The sequence below is a fragment of the Cylindrospermopsis raciborskii Cr2010 genome (assembly GCF_003367075.2).
GTDB lineage: Bacteria > Cyanobacteriota > Cyanobacteriia > Cyanobacteriales > Nostocaceae > Raphidiopsis > Raphidiopsis raciborskii.
This window is the reverse complement of record NZ_CP065936.1, coordinates 1,897,069-1,917,449: the sequence shown is the minus strand read 5'-3', so window position 1 is coordinate 1,917,449 and position 20,381 is coordinate 1,897,069. Positions and strand designations below refer to the sequence as shown.

Annotated in this window: 15 protein-coding genes, 1 pseudogene and 1 CRISPR repeat array; of the genes and pseudogenes, 9 read left to right on the top strand and 7 right to left on the bottom strand. The window is 38.0% G+C overall.

Features of this window, described 5'->3' with window-relative positions; genetic code table 11:
• Positions 1-9 precede the first annotated feature (9 nt).
• The 6 genes from C6N34_RS08735 to C6N34_RS17060 all read left to right on the top strand — a co-directional run bounded on the left by C6N34_RS08735 (position 10) and on the right by C6N34_RS17060 (position 6,490).
• On the top strand, positions 10-885 hold the full coding sequence (locus tag C6N34_RS08735) for an RAMP superfamily CRISPR-associated protein (protein WP_057178736.1): 876 nt from the start codon (positions 10-12) through the stop codon (positions 883-885).
• Positions 886-936: 51 nt separating this feature from the next.
• The gene (locus C6N34_RS08730; protein WP_057178735.1) at positions 937-1,329 is read left to right on the top strand and encodes a hypothetical protein; all 393 of its coding nucleotides are present in this window, start codon (positions 937-939) and stop codon (positions 1,327-1,329) included.
• 42 nt (positions 1,330-1,371) lie between these two features.
• Positions 1,372-3,174 carry a hypothetical protein gene (locus tag C6N34_RS08725; protein ID WP_236106939.1) on the top strand — a complete coding sequence of 601 codons (1,803 nt, stop codon included), beginning with the start codon at positions 1,372-1,374 and terminating at the stop codon, positions 3,172-3,174.
• Between the two features lie 108 nt (positions 3,175-3,282).
• Positions 3,283-4,836, top strand: coding sequence for a hypothetical protein (locus C6N34_RS08720; RefSeq protein ID WP_115539014.1), 1,554 nt, complete (start codon positions 3,283-3,285; stop codon positions 4,834-4,836).
• Between the two features lie 499 nt (positions 4,837-5,335).
• Positions 5,336-5,746, top strand: coding sequence for a hypothetical protein (locus C6N34_RS17065; protein ID WP_329606391.1), 411 nt, complete (start codon positions 5,336-5,338; stop codon positions 5,744-5,746).
• Positions 5,747-5,767: 21 nt separating this feature from the next.
• The gene (locus tag C6N34_RS17060; RefSeq protein WP_329606440.1) at positions 5,768-6,490 is read left to right on the top strand and encodes an RNA-guided endonuclease InsQ/TnpB family protein; all 723 of its coding nucleotides are present in this window, start codon (positions 5,768-5,770) and stop codon (positions 6,488-6,490) included.
• Positions 6,491-6,636: 146 nt separating this feature from the next.
• Here the strand turns inward: C6N34_RS17060 and C6N34_RS08710 are convergent, their stop codons facing one another.
• Positions 6,637-7,329 (bottom strand): IS1 family transposase, encoded by a 693-nt coding sequence (locus C6N34_RS08710; RefSeq protein ID WP_141302948.1) that lies wholly within the window; start codon positions 7,327-7,329, stop codon positions 6,637-6,639.
• 39 nt (positions 7,330-7,368) lie between these two features.
• Positions 7,369-8,295 (bottom strand): annotated as a pseudogene (locus C6N34_RS08705) (putative CRISPR-associated protein); the annotation flags it as partial.
• Positions 8,296-8,863: 568 nt separating this feature from the next.
• On the opposite strand from C6N34_RS08705, the gene C6N34_RS08700 reads away from it, so the two are divergent.
• Positions 8,864-10,999, top strand: coding sequence for a WYL domain-containing protein (locus C6N34_RS08700; protein WP_115538354.1), 2,136 nt, complete (start codon positions 8,864-8,866; stop codon positions 10,997-10,999).
• 74 nt (positions 11,000-11,073) lie between these two features.
• Here C6N34_RS08700 and C6N34_RS17200 read toward each other — a convergent pair whose 3' ends face one another.
• The 5 genes from C6N34_RS17200 to csx18 all read right to left on the bottom strand — a co-directional run bounded on the left by C6N34_RS17200 (position 11,074) and on the right by csx18 (position 17,398).
• Positions 11,074-11,199: a type II toxin-antitoxin system HicA family toxin gene (locus C6N34_RS17200; RefSeq protein WP_406912111.1), complete on the bottom strand. Its 126-nt coding sequence runs from the start codon at positions 11,197-11,199 to the stop codon at positions 11,074-11,076.
• Between the two features lie 75 nt (positions 11,200-11,274).
• Positions 11,275-11,475 (bottom strand): type II toxin-antitoxin system HicB family antitoxin, encoded by a 201-nt coding sequence (locus tag C6N34_RS08690; protein WP_006278807.1) that lies wholly within the window; start codon positions 11,473-11,475, stop codon positions 11,275-11,277.
• A 221-nt stretch (positions 11,476-11,696) separates the two neighbouring features.
• Positions 11,697-15,356: direct repeats of the CRISPR family, unit length 36 nt; unit sequence GTTTCCATTGATTCCACTTCCCAGAGGGAAGCGGGG.
• A 414-nt stretch (positions 15,357-15,770) separates the two neighbouring features.
• Positions 15,771-16,052 (bottom strand): CRISPR-associated endonuclease Cas2, encoded by a 282-nt coding sequence (cas2, locus tag C6N34_RS08685; RefSeq protein ID WP_006277913.1) that lies wholly within the window; start codon positions 16,050-16,052, stop codon positions 15,771-15,773.
• A gap of 81 nt (positions 16,053-16,133) precedes the next feature.
• On the bottom strand, positions 16,134-17,126 hold the full coding sequence (cas1, locus tag C6N34_RS08680; RefSeq protein WP_057176789.1) for a CRISPR-associated endonuclease Cas1: 993 nt from the start codon (positions 17,124-17,126) through the stop codon (positions 16,134-16,136).
• Positions 17,126-17,398: a CRISPR-associated protein Csx18 gene (gene csx18 / locus C6N34_RS08675; protein WP_057176790.1), complete on the bottom strand. Its 273-nt coding sequence runs from the start codon at positions 17,396-17,398 to the stop codon at positions 17,126-17,128. Before csx18 ends, cas1 begins: the two co-directional genes overlap by 1 nt.
• A 333-nt stretch (positions 17,399-17,731) precedes the next feature.
• Between csx18 and C6N34_RS08670 the strand changes: the two genes are divergently transcribed.
• The gene (locus tag C6N34_RS08670) at positions 17,732-19,348 is read left to right on the top strand and encodes a Cas10/Cmr2 second palm domain-containing protein (protein ID WP_115538355.1); all 1,617 of its coding nucleotides are present in this window, start codon (positions 17,732-17,734) and stop codon (positions 19,346-19,348) included.
• Positions 19,333-20,376, top strand: coding sequence for a type III-B CRISPR module-associated Cmr3 family protein (locus C6N34_RS08665; protein ID WP_115538356.1), 1,044 nt, complete (start codon positions 19,333-19,335; stop codon positions 20,374-20,376). The genes C6N34_RS08670 and C6N34_RS08665 overlap by 16 nt, the downstream gene beginning before the upstream one ends.
• Positions 20,377-20,381 lie beyond the last annotated feature (5 nt).

Below are 20,381 nucleotides of genomic sequence, written 5' to 3'. Positions count from 1 at the left end.
ATTTAGTTTATGTATCATCAGGGTTATGGAATTATTAAAACAGAAGCACCATTACATGTAGGAGCAACAGCGGGAGAAGAAACGGGAAATATCAACCTAATTTTTCGAGATCAATTTACTCAAACTGGTATTATTCCTGGCAGCTCAATTCGTGGTAGATTCCGAGCTTTAATGCGGTACAATCACTCGGGAGACAAAAAAGAAACAGAGGTAAAAAAATGGTATGGAAATGATTTCACTTACACAGATGAGCGTAATGATGAGAATAATACAGACGATTCTGCTATTTACAGTAGAATAACTGAATCATTAGTAAAGTTTGACTATGCTTCTATCATTTGGCTACCTGTATTCTGTCCAGGTCAACCAATTGTTTGGGTAAGCTGTCCACGTTTGTTGAAGCGTTACAAGAGAATCACTGGATTGCAAAAACCTCTACCTAGTGAATATTCTAGATCCAAAAACCTTGTACCTTTACCAAACAACAAATTATTCTTCAATTTTGGTTTTTTGAGTATTAAGAACAACGAATATATAGATGACTGTTGGTTTCCGAATCAAGAAAAATTACCAGCAATAATAGTACGTGACAATGAAATTTCTATGATTCATGATATGGCACTCTACCGTCAAAGTCGTGTTGCTTTAGAAAAGGAACAAAAGTGTAGTAAGAATTTTTTTGGAGTTGAAGCATTACCAGAGGAAACCTTTTTAGTTTTTCCTATTGGTATTAAAAAGAACGGTCAAAATAAACCTGAAACATGGAAACCTTTTGCTGGAGAGTATGAACAAGATCAGCCTAGAATTAATAAGGCTAATATTTATTTTGGGGGTTTGGAGTCCGTAGGTTTTGGGTACTGTGAAGTCACAGTATTTATCCAATAAAACTGTTAGTATTTAATAATCTTACAAAGTTAGTTATATTACGAGGTAAGTATGTCCTGGGAAGATTTTAATCTAGACAAGATTGCTCACGAATTAGTCAAAAAATATAAAGATGATGAAGCATCAAAGCAAGTTTACAAAATGCGCTCTACGGTTCACTATGGTTTAGAAAGGTTCTGGGGTGAACAATTGCGATTAAAAGAAGATAAAAATAATAAGAAATCTCAATATTGGGCAGATACTTGGGACAAATTGGTCATAACTATGCATCAAGCTAGTATCCAAGTACCTCGAACACCGGAAGATTTATGGGATTCACAAAAATTTCCTTTAGCGTATCGAAAAGTTACACTTTCAATACTAACACAACTATGTGATTATATGGTTTGGTGGACACAAAGATACAAACCTACAGCAAGTAACGAAACTGATCAAGAGAATTGAATGAACCAAATTATTACAGCAAAGGTAATTTAGATAGTTTAGGTGGCTAAAAAATTGAGAGAAGTTATAGGTGAGGACAAAAAAATGAGTCATAATTCAGTACCATTAATGTATCAAGCTCAAATTAAAGATAGGGGAATGATTCAATATGCTGGAAATAAATCAGCAGCAAAACAGTGGATAGAGGAGTGGTTCAAAGGATGTCCCCCCATACCTAATAAATCAGATGAAGTCTTGCCGAAATGGAAACAGAAGCCATCAACAATAAGAATACCTAAGTTTGGACAAAATGTCCATACGTGGGAATATACACTAATTTGGCGTTTAGTTACAAATTCAGGACAAGACGACGGAATAATTCGACCTGTTATCGGTGCAAAAGGTGTACCTTACTACACAGGAACTAGTATGAAGGGAGCTTTTTTGAGAGCTTGTTTAGAGATTGAACCAGACAAAGTATTAGATTATTGTGGTGGGGAAGAAAAATGTGTTGGCGGAAAAACAACAAAGCCAGGAATTTTACGTTTTCATGGGGGCTATCCTGTAGATATGTCCTGGGCAAATAGTGATCGCTTGCTTGATATTATTCACAGTCAACAAAAATTTCAGGTTATGTATGATGACATAAAAACTAAAGCTAATTTGCAAATTTCACTGTACCGCACAACTTTTATATTTGGTATTTCAGAAATTAAATATAACCATTCAAATGATTTAGACTGGGAGTTAGTTCAAAGAATTTGGGAACATGCTTTATCGAACGGAATTGGTTCTAGAACCAGTGCTGGATACGGTAAATTTAAAAATTCTCAAAATTCTCAAAATTCGGAAACAGTATTTTTGACTGATAATAAAGTTGTTATATCGGTCGGTTTAAAAGGAAAAGGAATAAATTCTAGGTTATTAAATCAAAACGCCTCTTCGGAATTTCGTCCTAATATGTTTAAAGCGACATTAAGAGGTCATACTTTACGATTATTAGCAGGGTTAACTGACGAATACACAGTGCAAAAGATAAGTGAAGAATTATGGGGTGGGATTACTTCAGACATTCATAAAAAAGGTTCAACTGTTGGTAAATTTGGTGTTAGTTTTAAATATGATGTGAATTTTAAATATGATATTGATCAAGAAATTAGATATGATTTAGAAGGTTTACTAGAAATTAGTAATACTAATTCAACTTTAGCTGGTCGCTGTTCAGAAAATGAACGGCAATTTCTAGCTTTACTAATTAAGTTCTCCATGCTGCTAGGTGGTTTTGGTAGATCATGGCGCAGATCAGATCATAAACTCTTTTATCCAGCATATAGGAAAGATATACTAATTGGTTGCCATTGGATTTTTCAAAAATCATTTCAATTGGAAGAATATTGCATTACAGTAAACGATGGAAAATTGAATAATATAAAGAAATTTTTATCCGATCTTCCAGATACAGTAAGAGGATACTTTCCTCAATATATTAAATCCGGAACCACAGGTCCATATGTAGAAACATGGCGAGAATCTTGGCACCCAAAAAATGTACAGGTATGGGCAAGAATAGCAGAAGGTCGAGAAGATAGTAGAGCCATTGAATGGTTTCATCGAGATAATATCAAAAGAACAGATTTAACCGGATATGTTGATTCTGGAAAGAGAAAAATCAGTCAAATTTGGCACAGAATGTATCCTCTATATACTACTATACGGAACGATAAAATAGTACATGATTGTAAACAAACAAAGTGTAGATACGTAGAAATATTAACCATATTTGCTCCAGATAACCCAGATCTGAAAACAGAATTCTTCAAATTGTTAGAAAATGATAACACTTTTGAAAAACTTTGGGGCAGTTAAAGTGCTATAGTAGGGGAGACATTTTTTACTTACTTTTGACGTACAGTTGGTAATCAGTAGATAAAAAAACAACAGGTTGGAATACAGAATAGGAGAGGACTGAAGCTTATGAGTAGTAATATTTGGATCTTGACAACCGGTAACAGTGATGTTCAACTCAAAATTTCTGGAATATGTCGATGGAATGAACTATCCAAAAAACTTCCTCATGAATTTGGGGAAGAAGATAAAGAAAAAGATATGTTTTTAGTTCCAGCAAGAGCTATGGGAATGGCTATTGGCGAAAAATTAGGTTATTCCATACATGAACACCTATGTTTTCCATTACTGGATAATTTTTCTCAAAAATTAGAACAAGAAAAAAAGGATATTAATCAAATAATTGTTATTTTGACAGATCAGAGATTTATTAGGGAGAATTGCGAGGACGGCGATCCTGGTTTAGATAGCCCATACTGGAAAGATACTTGTACTTTGAAACCAATAATCGAGAAATATTTGAAAAGTAAATTTCCTCAGTCAGAGATTAATTATGTCACAATTCAACCAAAATCAGAATCAGAAAGTTTAGATAGCTGGGATCAAGTGCCCAAGCTGATCATGAAAGAACTATTTAATTCTTCAAGTATACTCGGACTAATGAAAGATCAAGATTTGAATAATATATATGTAAGTCATCAAGCTGGTACACCTGCTATTTCATCTGCAATTCAATTTCTCAGCTTATCAAGATTCGGTAAAAAAGTGAAATTTTTGGTTTCCAATGAATACAAAAGTGAAAGTACAAAAATCATAAATACTTCCAATTATTTGCGGGGACTTAAACTGCAAGAGGCAAAAATCTTACTGAAACGTTTTGATTATTCAGGTGTCCTGGATTTGTTAAAAGATGATTTATTAGACGATCCTAATAACCAGGATGAGAAAATGGATAACATTAAAAATTTATTAAATGCAGCTATTAAGTGGAATACTTCTGAATTCAAAGTTAAATCAAATACTTCTAAAGCCGAAGGTTTTATTGAGGAATTAAAAAAGCTACCAAAGTTTGAGAAAACAGCAGAAGAGCGATTGAAATATTACTGGTGGCCAGCATATGAAGCTGCCTATTTAGCTGTGGTAAGAATAGAGCAAGGAAACAGTGTGGAAGCACTATTTCACAGTTTCAGATCTGTGGAAGGATTAATCATTAACTGGATTGAAGACAAATATCATCAGCACATTACCAACAAAGACGATTATGCTAATAAAGCAATTTGTGAAACGATGATCAATGAATTGGAACGTAGTCTTCAAGAAAAAGTTAACAATAAATTTTTTAATCGATCAAATACACTTAAAGTTGATCGGTGGAAAGATTTATTCAAGATAATCAAAGAATTAGAAATAAATAAGAATGACGATATGAAAAAATTTTACGAAGTTACAAAAACCGAAAGAAATAAAATATTTCACAACATACTTGGATTATCTGAAGAAGAAGTCTTCAAGGCTTGGAAAAAAACAACAAAAGATCATTGGGAGAAAAGAGTTCTATGCTGTTTAAACTTCATTACAGATGAGAAATTTAATTCTCTGGAAGATGCAAGTATTATGTATCAAGTCCACGAGGAGATAGTTAGGGAATTAGAGAACTATGAATCCACTTGCTTATACACTTGAAAAGTAAATGTTCCATTTGTAGAGGTGTATTCCTGCCCTAACACTCGACCTCAATGTCTATAAAAGTCGTCAACTGCTGCATTGGGGTTGTTATGCCATCCCACTGATCTCTACTAACTTTTCACCAGAATGTAGCAACTCTAGCGTTTCTGGTAGAACTGAACTCAATATCTCTCTTAGCCTCACAAGAAAATCGCCGGCACGGAAGCCACTTGGCTTTAGACAGGAAGTGCCAACGGCGAATTTATTCGCCTTGATATTTAACCGTGATGCGGATCTTCAATATTCCAGTGCTGTCTTCATGTTGTTTCGTGGCTGCTATTGACAAGTAAATCATATCTCAACTATACTTTTGAAATCAACAAACATTGAAGGTCGAACAATGTACGGATGCCAACAAGTTCTTATCAAGTCCGATAAATCAATAACAGCGATACTGGAGTACGTCTGCACAGAAGCTAAAAAGCTGACAAATTGTGGCGTTTACTATTCTAGGCAGATGTACTTTAAAACGGGTTATATTCCTAGTAGAGCAGATTTGCATAAACAACTAGGAACTTATCAGAAAAACGTTCGTTATCAGGCATTGTATTCTGATACTTCTCAACAAATACTAACCAGTGTAGCTGAATCCTTTAAATCGTACATTGGGCTAGTAAAAGCTGCAAAAAAGGGCGAAGTTTCCCAAAAACCAAAATTACCTAATTACTGTAAAAGTGTTATGACTGTAGCTACTTTTACGGGCAGGTCATTAAAGTTAATTGATGGGATGATTAGGTTTCCTTTGGGAACAAAAGTTAAGGCATGGTTTGGGATAGATTCTTTTTGTCTACCAATGCCATCTAACCTTGACTTCAAATCAATCAGAGAAGTACGGATTTTACCTAGAAATAGACAATTTTATGCATAATTTGTCTATCAGGTAGCTGAAATAAAATCTGATGTTGATAGAAATAATGTTTTAGGGATTGACCACGGGTTAAATAACTGGTTAACTTGTGTTTCTAATCTGGGAACATCATTTATTGTTGATGGACTTCATTTAAAAAGTTTAAATCAGTGGTACAACAAATCAGTAGCTAAACTTAAAAGTGATAAACCGCAAGGTTTTTGGTCTAACAGATTAGCTGCTATTACCGAAAAAAGAAACCGACAAATGCGTGATGCAGTTAACAAAGCTGCAAGAATAGTCGTTAACCACTGTATTGAAAATAAGATTGGTGCTATTGTTTTTGGATGGAATAAAGGACAAAAAGATAGTATTGATTTGGGGTCTAAAAACAATCAGAAGTTTGTGCAAATTCCCACAGCAAGATTAAAAGACCGTATTGCTCAATTATGTAAACAATACGGAATAGATTTTATTGAAACAGAAGAATCATACACTTCTCAATCATCATTTTTTGATTGCGACAATATACCTAAATTCGGTGAAAAACCCGAAGGGTGGGAAGCAAGCGGGAAAGGAGTTAGTCGCGGAGTATATCAAACTTCTGATGGGTTCAAAATTAATGCGGACTGTAATGGTGCTGCTAATATTTTGAAAAAAGTAGCGGTGATGCTAGGAATTGATCTTAGCGGAATCAGTAGAGGCTGTTTAAGCCAGCCTCAGAAAGTTCGTTTATGGACTCTTCAGAAATCTCCGTGTCTTTAGACCGGAGAAGCTTAACCTTGCTATCTCGCTGTTCTTCAGCATAGATAGTCTCCAATAGTAGGGGATTTAATTGTTGATGATTTTCTACTGCATTGTTCCACCTACGGAGTAGAATTTGAGAGGGCGTTGCATATTTGCGGGATGAATCAACTAAACGCGGGTATTACTTCATACTTTAAATAGTGAAGTAATAATTTAATTGAATACCTAAGCATATCTACAGATTTTGAATAGCATAGCGTTTTTCTATGTAGTCGCGCTAAGTAGTGACGTAAACGTGTATTTTCACCCTCTACCCTAGTCATATATGTTTTGCTCACAATATGATCCTCTGGCTGAATAAAACTCGGATAAACCCTCCACCCATCAGTAACATAAAAAAAGCATTGCCAGAGTTTAACGATGTCCCACAAAGGTTGAAATGCTTGTGAGCTGTGGTCTCCCACAACCCAAGCCAGGATATTTTTACGGAAGTGATTTACTGCTGTCCACAACCATATTTTGTTTTTTTTTGATCCCACAAAGGTCTCCAACTCATCAAGCTCACCTACCAAGGGTGTTTCCTCAACTGGTGGAGCATCTGGAAGTATGGAACCAATTTGTTTTAGCCAGTAAATAATAGTTGTATGATGAACGCCTTTATCGCGTTCAATTGCTCTAAATCCCATACCGTTAACATAAGAGCGCAGGCAACTTTGTTTAACTTCTTCTGAATAGCCTTTAGGTGGACTATAGACATCGATAAATTGACGACCACAATCAACACAAATGTGATTTTGTTTACCTCGACGTTTGCCATTCTTTCTGATTTTGGAAGACCCGCAGTTTGGACAATGCACAGTAGATTACCTCAATTCATACCTCTATTATGCAACGCCTAAATTCTTTGCTAACTGGTCTATTCTTTCGTTAATTAATACTAATCTATCTGCTGATATTCCCCTCAGACTATTCTCAAACTTAGGTCCATAACTTACCTTTTCACTGGGTGAAGGATGCAATCTCTCCCCATAAATCTCTTTCTTTGTTCTTCCCCACACTAAATCTCCCCAGGGAGATAAAGAAACTTCATCTCCTATCCGCATTAATAGGGTTTCTGGTACACCACTAACGTCAGCAGTTTTCATTTCATTTGCTAGTCTACGAAAAACTTGAAGATGGTCGCGTACGCTGTCTTCTACTACCATTTTCACTGGCAATCTTGGTATGCACAACAGGTCTTTGGCTGTTTCAAATATATAAATTGTCTCATCTGCATAAAATGTGGCTAGGGTTTGTAAAAATCCCTGCACACTCTTGAATCCTCCAGTTAAGTTAAATATAATCTTATGTTGAGAATCTCTATAACCAGGTATGGTTTTTTCAAAAAACTCTACTATATCTGATAAGGCAACTTGAAAGGACTCAATATCTTTTGTTTGCAGATCCTTCTGTCGGTTTTTATCAACTATAAAACCTTTTTCTCTTAACCATTGTTCTACTAAGGTTGCTGTCTGTTCCCCTAACCAGGTGTCAGTACAAAGCAAATAGTGAATGTCTGCTTTTTTCTCTAACTTACCATTATAAAGTTTAATAATGCCATTTAGCTCCGCTGACATCTTACCTGCTAACTCAAGATCAGCAGATGCTAGTTTTTCTTCTACTCTCTTGGCAAGCGATCGCAGTTTCAGGCTATCTTCTGGGGGTATTTCTTCAATGTGTTTTGCATTAGCATATTTAGTGACTAAAGCTCTTTCTTCTTGAGCTGCTTGATTAGTCAACAAACTTGTGCCACAGGGTGAGAAAACAAATAAACGATTTTCCATAATAGACTCCTTATGATAACTTTGATAAATTCTGCAATCGTGTACTGTGCAATCAATCTTTTCTTGGGTTGATAGTTATAATTATGGCTACCCCTAGCCTACTTGTCTAATTCTTCACGCGACCGTCAAAATTAAATCCTCTTGGCGCGAACAACAGAAAGCTAGGGGAGGGGGAAAATTTCAGCAAATTCTTGTGTGGATGTACCATTACGCAATGTTTGTACAAATTTATGTCTTGGGTTGTTGTTGTCAGTAAGACCAAACACTGGTACTACTTGATATTTACCTAAATCCGCTATCCAGACAGGAGAGGGGTTTTCAGCTTTCCCACAAACGTTAGCGTCTAGTTTGAATTCCTTATAACATCAAAGTACCTAAGCAGTGTTAATTTGACGCGAACAACAAAATTAAAAGTTGTAACGATTAGTTATAGATTTGTTGTAATTGGTAATTTTAGGTAATGAAAATTTGGGAATCTTCAAGGTATTTTTCGTGATTCGCGTTAAGTATTATTAAGAATTAGTGATTTAGCCTAATATATATTTATTGATTTTTAATCATTTCTTTTATGTCTCCAATTTGTCATTGTCTTATCGGTCTTCCTGGTTCCGGAAAGTCAACCTTTGCTCGTCAGTGGGTGGAATATGATCCTAATTGTGTAATAATCTCTACAGATACAATTCGGGGGGAGTTGTTTGGTGATGAAAGTATACAAGGTGATTGGAATTTAATTGAACAGGAGGTATTGAATAGGGTTAAAGTTGCTGTTGCTTCTGGTCGTTCTGTAATTTATGATGCTACAAATTTTAAGCGATCGCAACGCATGGATATATTGCAAAAGTTTGCAGTTGTAGGTGCAGAAACTTGGATGGGTTGGTATTTGAAAACGCTTTTGGAGGAATGTTACCGCAGAAATGAACAGCGACAACGGCAAGTTGGTAAAAGTATCATTGAGAGTTTTGAAAAGCAGTTAATAAACTTTGAACCTATTGAAGCTGAGGGTTTTGCTAAAGTAAATGTTGTGCCAATGGTAAATGGCAAATATGACTTTTCTCTAGTTGCAAAACAGATTAAAAGTTTACCTCGTTCTATTATTAATCGTCGTAATTGTAGCCAGAAGAAAACTTTACATCAGTATTCTGGTTTAATTGATTTTGAACGATTGATGTATTTGATTTCGTTAATTATTAAATTCCCTGGCTTAGGTTTACTTCATGAAATTAATCCTGATCTTTTACAAAAGGAGTTAGTTGGTAATGTTCAACCTATAACAGATTCTTTAGATGAAATATCTGCATTAATGTCGCGTAAATATCATTCTATTTATGCTGAACCCAAAGCTTTAGCTAATGATTTGCAATGGTTAGAAAAAAATGGAATTCTTAATGAACAAGGGTTAACATCAGAAATTTTGGTTGGTGAATATACAGGAAATATTGATAAATTTGAGGCACATACCTATTCTGATAGTGATGCTTTTTTACGATTAATAACAATTATTCGCTGTTTGGTACACTTCCCTTGTTTTCGCCATGAGGAAGACGAGGATAAAACAGTTCAAGAGATATTTTTTGAAAGCTTGAAAAAATATATTGTTGGTTTTAGTCAAGACACACTACGTAAAGATATTCAAAGAGTTTTACACCCCTATAAAATATTACCTAAGGATATTATGAAACGTGCTTATTTTGTTGGCAATGCAATTTTAAATAAACATGAACTGGTACAGGTTTATAAAGTGCTTCGTTCTCATGCTAAAGATTTAGATGATCCTATTTCTTTATCTATTTATGAAGGGATTGAGAAAAAGTTAGAATTAAGTCAAATATTGCGTCCTCAGAAGAACAAAAAAGCAGATTGTAAAGAGCCTGGTGAATCAGAGTCTCAGGATTCTACTCAAACCGATTCTGAGGACTATACTGATGATTACCGAGTGAGAGCGATCGCTGATAGTCCCGGTATTGATCTGGAAAAATTGTCAGACAACGCAGCTTACAAGAAACTAGATCAACTTACCGAAGCTATTTTATCAGGTCAATTATTAGAACTTATCCGCTTTGCAAATACAGGACGTCATCTTAATGATCCCTATCCTAACCAACTATTCCAAGTCTGGCCTTTACAAATTGTATTTTCAAAAATAGGCTGGTATTTAGGCTACGAAACCAAAGGTGGAAAAGCTGATAAATTATTTAGATTTGAGCGATTAGATCGCTTTTCTATTAATGAGTATTTACCAACAAAACGCGACAAAAAAGAACAGAAAGCAGCTTTATCTAAATTAGAAAAATTATACCAATCTAGCTATAGTTTATTTTTAGGTAATAGCGTTGACGAACAGCAAAAGTATTTAAATACTAAACAACGTTCTTCTGTAGAAATTACAGTAGAAATATGGTGTGAAGAAAGCATTTTTAATTTTCTGAGTGAAAGAACTAAACGATTACCTCATAATAAAATTAAATTCTCAAAGCGATCAGGAAAAAGAATTTCACAAGGGGAGACGATATTTGTTTTACCACTAACAGAAGATTCTAAGTATCCTTATTGTTGCCAACTGACTTTACCCTGTTGGAGTATTGAGGATATAGACCTCAGACGTTGGATTATTGGTTTTGGAGATAAAGTTAAGGTTGTACAACCATTGGAGATTCGGGAACAAATTAAGTTAATGGCGGATGGGATTAGTAAGCTATATCAGTAGTTTTGAATGAGTTGTTTTATAAAGAGCAGATGCAAAGAGAAGAGACTTTACAAGGAGGGAGTGCGTTGGCGAAATTAGTCTAAATCTTCTTCAATCAAACCAGCATCTTTCAAAATACTTTTCAGTGTACCCGTAGGTAGATCACGATTTCCATGAACAGGTATAGAAAGAATCACACTCATACCTTCCCTAACATAGATATGATGACTACCTGTAATCCTTTTTAGATTCCATCCATAGCGTTCTCTTACACAGAGACTTACCAGAAACGGATTTCATAAAGATAACTCAATTAACTGTTTTTGTGGTTCAACTTCTTCTTGCTGACTAGCAACTTCTAACCAACCTTGAACAGCATCTTTCAACATTTCTAATAAATGTTCGTAACTTTCACCCCAGGTATGACATCCTGGTAAAGCTGGTACAGAACCACACCATACACCGTCTTCTTCCCAAATAATTGCTTTTATTTTCATAGCCAATTCCTTGAACTAAGGATATTTTAGCGCAGAAGGAGTCAGACGTACCAGTTTAATAAAAATGAATAATCGCTGTTTGGGGAGTTGAGGAGGTGCGATCTTATAGCTTATTGTAGGCGATCGCTCTCATATTTTAAATTTCTCCCCATTCCCTAGCATCAATAAAAATAGAAAGATGCTTTTTATTGCTCGTGGCAATAATTACCTAAAGACAATGCGTTTCTATTGATTCCACTTCCCAGAGGGAAGCGGGGTTTGCTAAATTTTACATTACCACTCAGGATTTTTAAGATGTTTCCATTGATTCCACTTCCCAGAGGGAAGCGGGGGTGGAACTCCTGCAGCAGAACCACAAGTTGTTCCCCTAGAGGTTTCCATTGATTCCACTTCCCAGAGGGAAGCGGGGCTAGAAGTATTAAACAACCATCCCCGTGCGGATGAGTTTCCATTGATTCCACTTCCCAGAGGGAAGCGGGGCTGAAACTCACCCGGGTTAACACCGCTTAACCGTGACAAGTTTCCATTGATTCCACTTCCCAGAGGGAAGCGGGGATATGACTTTCTGATATTTTCATATCAAACGTATCACGTTTCCATTGATTCCACTTCCCAGAGGGAAGCGGGGTAATTCTTTTAGATGGCGGAACTTTGGTAAGTTATCCACAAGTTTCCATTGATTCCACTTCCCAGAGGGAAGCGGGGCTACGCTACTAGACAATCTGTAGCAGAATTCCAATGCGTTTCCATTGATTCCACTTCCCAGAGGGAAGCGGGGGTCTATGACTTAAATGAGCAAGTTAAATTATTACAGCATGTTTCCATTGATTCCACTTCCCAGAGGGAAGCGGGATACCTTTCGGTATGAGGGGGTATTTCCAGAGGATGCCTGTTTCCATTGATTCCACTTCCCAGAGGGAAGCGGGGCCCATAGACCAATGATAACAGTTTTTTCATCAGGTAGGTTTCCATTGATTCCACTTCCCAGAGGGAAGCGGGGGACCTTACTAAAATTCTCAATGCCACTCAGGATCTTTAAAGTTTCCATTGATTCCACTTCCCAGAGGGAAGCGGGGTTTTTCCACGCGCACAGTCCTGCCACCAACTGGAGAAGTTTCCATTGATTCCACTTCCCAGAGGGAAGCGGGGTGTCAATATCTTTTTTTAAGCAACTGAAACTAATATGTTTCCATTGATTCCACTTCCCAGAGGGAAGCGGGGGAAATTCAACCATGGTATTCTGAGGGAAATAATGGGTTTCCATTGATTCCACTTCCCAGAGGGAAGCGGGGGTACGGACTTAGTTCGTACGGGTACGATATTCGGTTGGTTTCCATTGATTCCACTTCCCAGAGGGAAGCGGGGCCACAAGTTTTGAAGCGGAAGTAAGTCAGTCTGGTGGTTTCCATTGATTCCACTTCCCAGAGGGAAGCGGGGTATCCTAAACTAACCCGCGCTCTCCCGAAAGGGTGGAGGTTTCCATTGATTCCACTTCCCAGAGGGAAGCGGGGCATCCAAATTGGATGGGTTTCAGTCGAAGGGTGGCAGGTTTCCATTGATTCCACTTCCCAGAGGGAAGCGGGGTATGACAAAAAGACGGGTTGGGATCGTCCCAACTACAAGTTTCCATTGATTCCACTTCCCAGAGGGAAGCGGGGTTTTGATTAGGAGATTAGGTTATGAAGGTTAAATTTTTTGTTTCCATTGATTCCACTTCCCAGAGGGAAGCGGGGAAGATAAATATGAGTCCTGGACACCCCAAGAAGTAGGTTTCCATTGATTCCACTTCCCAGAGGGAAGCGGGGGCGGTGAAATCGTCGCACAAGCGTCCGCATCCGCGGCGGTTTCCATTGATTCCACTTCCCAGAGGGAAGCGGGGATATTCTTTGTTCCTATAGCTCAGCAGCTCCCTGAGCGTTTCCATTGATTCCACTTCCCAGAGGGAAGCGGGGTTGGATCCAAAGTCTCTTTGGTGCATCTCCCACGAACGTTTCCATTGATTCCACTTCCCAGAGGGAAGCGGGGAAGAAGCGTTTAAAAACATGGAGGTTTTGTTTGCATGACTTGTTTCCATTGATTCCACTTCCCAGAGGGAAGCGGGGGATTTATACACTTTGGTTAGCTTGGTAGATTACCTCGGGTTTCCATTGATTCCACTTCCCAGAGGGAAGCGGGGAGCTACGTATATGTAGATAGTGATTTACTGCCCAACTCGTTTCCATTGATTCCACTTCCCAGAGGGAAGCGGGGTTGCTATTTCGACATAATCTTTATCCAGTTCAATACCAATAAAAGTTTCCATTGATTCCACTTCCCAGAGGGAAGCGGGGTTTCTATTAACCAATTCGTAGCTTTATTAACAAATGTTTCCATTGATTCCACTTCCCAGAGGGAAGCGGGGCCACCCTAGTCTCGTTTTTGTCCTATAGTACCAAGTTTCCATTGATTCCACTTCCCAGAGGGAAGCGGGGGCGATGTGGCAAAAGCACCCGAACAGGAGCAAGCTTAACAAACGTTTCCATTGATTCCACTTCCCAGAGGGAAGCGGGGTTGTAATTATTAAACCATTCATCTAAACACCACTCCCGTTTCCATTGATTCCACTTCCCAGAGGGAAGCGGGGATAATCAGGCTTACAGGGAGTAGCTAGTATTTTTATTATGTTTCCATTGATTCCACTTCCCAGAGGGAAGCGGGGTTTTAGGACTTTCAGGATCTTAAAGATCCTGAGCGGGAGTGGTTTCCATTGATTCCACTTCCCAGAGGGAAGCGGGGAAAATTTACTGGAATTTTCCAGCGACGTAATAAATATCGTTTCCATTGATTCCACTTCCCAGAGGGAAGCGGGGTGTTAGTGCGATCGCCAAATCCACCCCTATCAAATCTGTTTCCATTGATTCCACTTCCCAGAGGGAAGCGGGGCTGCTAGAGGGGAACCGCTAGAGGGGAACTACCAGGGGAGTTTCCATTGATTCCACTTCCCAGAGGGAAGCGGGGCTAGCCCGTCTACTTTTATCTTGATTTCAAAATTCGTTTCCATTGATTCCACTTCCCAGAGGGAAGCGGGGAGATGATGCAATTGCTTATGGAACTCACAGAGTAAATGTTTCCATTGATTCCACTTCCCAGAGGGAAGCGGGGTTCCACTCATTGGCAGTGTGGCTAGGCCACCACTGCTCTGGGTTTCCATTGATTCCACTTCCCAGAGGGAAGCGGGGCTGTAACTGTTTATTGGTTCAAGGATGTCTATGACTGTTTCCATTGATTCCACTTCCCAGAGGGAAGCGGGGCCCAAATAACCAGGAGGTCTCTCCTGATTGTTTAAAGTTTCCATTGATTCCACTTCCCAGAGGGAAGCGGGGCCACTGAGTTTCCGTTGGTAAAGAATATAATATACCTACGGTTTCCATTGATTCCACTTCCCAGAGGGAAGCGGGGCAAAAAGATAATCAAACTGATGTTTTTATTAGTTGCAGTTTCCATTGATTCCACTTCCCAGAGGGAAGCGGGGCAAGTGGGTCTGGAAACAGAACCAGTTGAAACGGGATACAGTTTCCATTGATTCCACTTCCCAGAGGGAAGCGGGGACCTGAAACCATTGATGCTTCGTTCTTGGATTTTCAAAATAGTTTCCATTGATTCCACTTCCCAGAGGGAAGCGGGGACTTAGAACTAATCTTATTCACATCTTTGACCAAATGTTTCCATTGATTCCACTTCCCAGAGGGAAGCGGGGTGCAAAAGCGCAAAAGAATTCTCGAGGAGAGGATCCTGTTTCCATTGATTCCACTTCCCAGAGGGAAGCGGGGGGAACCAAACCCAAACCCATGGGGGTTTTGGGAGATGTTTCCATTGATTCCACTTCCCAGAGGGAAGCGGGGACCTCCATTTTAAGCCCTTACCCTGACTGGTGTCTAGACCCACTTTGCGAAGGTCAGCAAATTTTCTCTGTTTTTCACCCCTACCACCCTCAAAATAATGGCTGAAACCCTTACACCACAAGGCTGCGAGGTTCCCGACGAAATAATAGGCATTCCAGCGTTTTTTCCTGACCTTCGCATTTCATTCGTTAATCACTGAATTTACTGTCATTAATATCACTTTAGCCCTTAATTAATACTCAATAAATAATCTCAATACTAATCGTTAATTAACCCATCTAGCTATATCATTATAACTGATTCATGCTCAAATAACTAGTATTCAAAAACAAAAAATTTATTGTATATTTTATTTTTGCTTAGACTAAAGTAAACAGATATCATATAGATTAAAACTTTACCTAGCATGAATACTCAGATAATAATAGAATTGGGTAATTGCACTATGGGTACTCCCACTCCCCAAGCTTCTATTTGAGGAATGGTATGTTTAGATAAAGGATAAAATCTAATATTATCCTCTTGTAACTTGATAATCTTTTTCAGTCGGGAATGCAAATCACGATATTGCTGTGTGCTTAGTTGACACTCAAATACGGAATACTGCACTCGCTGACCATAACCTTCTAGTAAATCAGCTACTTTCTTGCGCCTTTTATCATCAGGAACATCGTAGGCAATTACATATAAAAACATAATTAGAAGTACCACTTAATAATACCATAAACTTATAATGTAATTCAGCATAAAATTAAGACATTCTGCTGTAAAGAAAAACTAATGTATTCTATATGGACGATAGTGATGGGCAGGATTGTAAACAAACTGCTTAAAAGCTCTTACCTGTTGAGTGAGTAAGTCCCACTTTGGTTGTTTAGTTCCATCCTCCGTTTGTACTTCCTCTGTCATTCTTTGCAAAAAAGCTTGTAAAAACTTTTTTCTTCCTGAATTATTTAAATAACATCCCCCTTTTATAAACTCAAAATCAGCTCCTACATCAAAAATATTGCGATTGATTAACCACATAACCAATGAGTCTATTAATGGGGAGCGAAACTCTTCAATTAAATCAGAAGCTAATGCTGGATGACCATCATGACCTTGATGCAAACAACCATAGTAAGGATCTAAACCTTGAATTTCTATTAGTGCCAATAGATGATTCCAAAGCACTTGATATCCAAAACTCAACATGGCGTTGACCTGGTTTCCAGGGGGACGACGACTGCGACCTAAAAAAATAAAATTCTCGTTGCTAAGACATTCCCCAAAAGCTGAAAAATATTGGGCAGCACCAGCGCCTTCTATCCCCATTAGTCTCTCACAACTGTCAGCTGATGCAGTTTGCTCTGCTAAATAATTAAGGCTTTCTAAAACACGTTCTAAATTAGCAGATGCTGTTTTTTTCTTCTGTCTTTGCAATAATACTCTACTGTTCTTTATTTTACTTTTAATAATCTCCCTCGCTGTTACTAATTTTTCCATAGCAGAAAGTTGTTGTTGATAACGAGACAGTTGGCGATATCCTCTCGATATTGGTAAAATTCTGCCATAGCAGTAACCCATTCTGGATAAATAGGCAATAGGAATGTCGCGCAACAAACAGGCTCGAACTACTTGAGTGGTTACCTGGGAACTACCAAATATTAGTATCTGTTCTAATAAGGGTAACTGCACTTGTGCTTGTGTAACTTCACCTCTTTTTACCACTAATATCTCTTTTTGCAAGCAAATGTAGCAGTTTTGCTCAGAAACATACAGGGTTTGCATTAACGCCACCAACGTTGTAAATTTGACTTCTTGACAGCAGAATATTCGTTTCCACCAGCTTCCATATCTTTCCTCGATTCTGACTGTAACCACCATACTATCCTATCAGCAATATTGGATACAAAATAAGTAGCAAATGTTATCAGTATTGTATTGATAATAACTGCTGCTAATCCCAAGGGCGCAATCAATAAAATTACCAAGGTGATAATTCCATTAACAACGGCAACAGAAATGTTTCTAAGAGTGGCAGAGCGACGTGAAATATACACAATTATCAAGTTCCTTATTGATTTTTCTCAAGGTGTAAAACTGGGGAGCGGAAAGTATTAAACTTTTTCAATCCGTAGATTAAATTGCTTTGAGATAGAAGACTGCAATGTAACAATATAACACAAGTTTTGTAGCCATAGTCATATACGGCTGAGGTAAGTCAGAAAGTCTACCTAGCACTCACTTCTAGCCATTAACCTTTACCCTAATTGGTGTTCCCCACTAGAGGAAAGTCTGTGATATGTCAAGAATTGTTACAAAACTGAGCTTTTGTTAAAAGTGTACCTTCTAAGTATGTACTATATAGAATAAGCAAACACGAGTTAGAGAAAATGGGTAAGTATAGTGTTGTCACTTTTGCTCCCGTACAAGGTTTCATCGAAAAGTCCCGTAAACTACGAGACTTGTATGGTGCATCCCTGATTTTATCTTATTTAAGTAAAAAAATAGCCAAACATGTGGATCAAGATCCAGATTTAAGGCTAATTTCTCCCGCAAGTCCTAACATTCTCAAGGGAATGCCCAATCGTATTCTAATTAAGGGGGAACTCACAAAAGAAACAGCTGAGCATATTATACTCTGTTCCTGGAAGGAATTACTAAAACATTGCCGAGAATGGATAGAGGGTAATATTACCAACTGTGGTCCATATTACTGGGAGAGAGAATGGAGTTTATGGGGTTCCCACGCATGGGAAGTATTCCAAGGCTCTGGTGATACTATTATTGCTGCAATGTCTGACCTAGAAGTTAAAAAGTTATCCCGCGATTGGAGCGCTGTCAATTGGATTGGCGAAAGTTCTAGTTTAAGTGGATCCGATGGTATTGCATTCCCTGATCTGGGCTCAAGTCATCGCAATCCTCAAACTTTGAATTATGGGTGGGAAAAAGAACAAATTCAAAATTTCTATACTGAATTAGCTAAATTAACCGACAATACGGAGGAAGAAAATCCCGAAGGTAAATTTATTGCAGTCAATGAAAAACTCAGTATTCCCGAACTGGTTAAACGTCTCATAACATGGCACGAAATTCAAAAGGGAATTAATATAGAGCGATCGCTCACAAATTTTAGAGAAATACAACGTAAACCAACGGAAACCTTTAAGGGTCAGTGGACAGGATGGTTTATGGGGGATGGTGATAGAGTCGGATATCACTTGCAAAAACTAGCTAGGATGGAAGATCCTGATACTGCAATTCACAATTTCAGCCTAGCTATACGACAATGGGGTAGAGATTTTGAACGAGGATTCGATTTAGGTAAGGTAGTTTATGCTGGTGGTGATGACTTTTTAGGGGTAATTTATAGTCAAGATCCTAGTCTTTCTGTCTCCCCATTAACTGCTTATGAGTGGTTGCTGGGTTTAAATGATACATGGAAAAAACATGAACAAGAAATTTCATTGAGTGTTGGTTTTGTCTGGGTAGCAGGTAGTGTGCCTCAGCGAGATGTTTTACAACACTGTCGGGAAGCTGAAAAAGTAGCTAAGTCTCGGGGAAGAAATAGGATAACTATGCGCATACTATTTAACAGTGGTCAGTATGTTCAGTGGACTTGTCCTTGGGACTATTTGGATATTCTAACCAAATACAAAGACAGAGAAGGAAAAGCAAATTGGAGTCACATTTATCAAGATTTGGCATATTTAAAATCCCGGCGTGCTTTTGATATTGATGATCGTACTAATGTCAATAAAACTAAACTGGTTGAAATAACAGCCTTGGTAACAGCTTTGCATTTTTTAGATCTTTACTTCCCTAGTCAAGATTCTGAACCAAGTTTGGTTACTACCTTGATCAATCAAATGAATAAAAATCAAGAGGAATTAGCTCAAAAATTATCAGGATTTAGTGATGATGCTGATACCATAGAAAAGGCAAAAGCTATTATTGATTGGATTACGGACTTAGTAGAAGTAGGTTGGCATTTATGTTCAATTACTTAATTAGTATTAGTCCTTTGGGACTTATGTATGGCAGTGCGGGGGCATTTTTATCTCCGGAAAACTTAGTAGGTCGCTCTGGTGCTAAATTCCCCCCTGAAGCTGCTACTTTGGCGGGTCTCATATTTAGCATCAATAAGGTCAATAACAAGCGATCTCAAGTAGAATTAAGAGATAATTTGTATGTAGCTGGGCCCTTTTGGGCAAACTCAGATAATCCACAGAACTTTTTTGTTCCCATACCACGCAATAAAATTATTGGCAAAAAAGAATGGGGAGAGTGGAATATCCAAAATGGCGAATGGTATTTGCCTAACAAGCAGGATAATAAACAAGAGGAGAAGCTAGACTATAAATTGGAGTCAGATTATAATTGGCAAACCATAGAGTCGTGGAAATTACCTACCAAAGAACTAGTCAAAGCTAGTAAACCTAGTAATGATTCTTGTAACCTTGCTAATGATCCTTGGAAATTTGTTTCTTTTCTCCACCCGAAAATTGAGTTTTCAGCAAGACGCGTTGAAAAATCCGATGGATTGTTTTTAGAAAACTCCGTACAACTACCAGATGATGTTTGTTTAGTCTATTTATCCACTTATGATATCGATAATGGTTGGTATAAATTCGGGGGCGAAAATCACATTGTGGAAATAACCTGTAAAAAACTTCAACCCAAAACCAAGGAATTACTCCAACAACCCATTGGTAAAAGTTTTGCCTTATTGACACCGGGAGTATGGGGATCCAACCGTATTTCTCACCGTTATCCCCACCCAGAAGATGACAGTCATCCCTTTCCCCAGGTTGTGCAATTACTCACAGACAAAGCAGTTCCCTATCGTTTTCGTTCCCAGGGAACTTTAGGAAGAGGACGTTATGCTGTACCTGCTGGTAGCGTTTACCTCCTCAAAGAACCCATTAATCAACCGTGGTGGAAATGGGATGAAAAATGGTTTCCTAACGAAGGTTACAGTCTCAAAAAAGTAGGCTGTGGTTTGTGTTTACCAGTAGAAATTCAGGGAATTAACTAAAGGAA

Excerpts from the sequence above, each read along its gene's own strand:
- C6N34_RS17065 (WP_329606391.1), top strand. The coding sequence starts at position 5,336 with ATGTACTTTAAAACGGGTTATATTCCTAGTAGAGCAGATTTGCATAAA.
- cas2 (WP_006277913.1), bottom strand. The coding sequence starts at position 16,052 with ATGTTTTTATATGTAATTGCCTACGATGTTCCTGATGATAAAAGGCGC.
- C6N34_RS08670 (WP_115538355.1), top strand. The coding sequence starts at position 17,732 with ATGGGTAAGTATAGTGTTGTCACTTTTGCTCCCGTACAAGGTTTCATC.
- C6N34_RS08720 (WP_115539014.1), top strand. The coding sequence starts at position 3,283 with ATGAGTAGTAATATTTGGATCTTGACAACCGGTAACAGTGATGTTCAA.
- C6N34_RS08735 (WP_057178736.1), top strand. The coding sequence starts at position 10 with ATGTATCATCAGGGTTATGGAATTATTAAAACAGAAGCACCATTACAT.
- C6N34_RS08730 (WP_057178735.1), top strand. The coding sequence starts at position 937 with ATGTCCTGGGAAGATTTTAATCTAGACAAGATTGCTCACGAATTAGTC.
- cas1 (WP_057176789.1), bottom strand. The coding sequence starts at position 17,126 with ATGCAAACCCTGTATGTTTCTGAGCAAAACTGCTACATTTGCTTGCAA.
- C6N34_RS08690 (WP_006278807.1), bottom strand. The coding sequence starts at position 11,475 with ATGAAAATAAAAGCAATTATTTGGGAAGAAGACGGTGTATGGTGTGGT.
- C6N34_RS08665 (WP_115538356.1), top strand. The coding sequence starts at position 19,333 with ATGTTCAATTACTTAATTAGTATTAGTCCTTTGGGACTTATGTATGGC.
- C6N34_RS08700 (WP_115538354.1), top strand. The coding sequence starts at position 8,864 with ATGTCTCCAATTTGTCATTGTCTTATCGGTCTTCCTGGTTCCGGAAAG.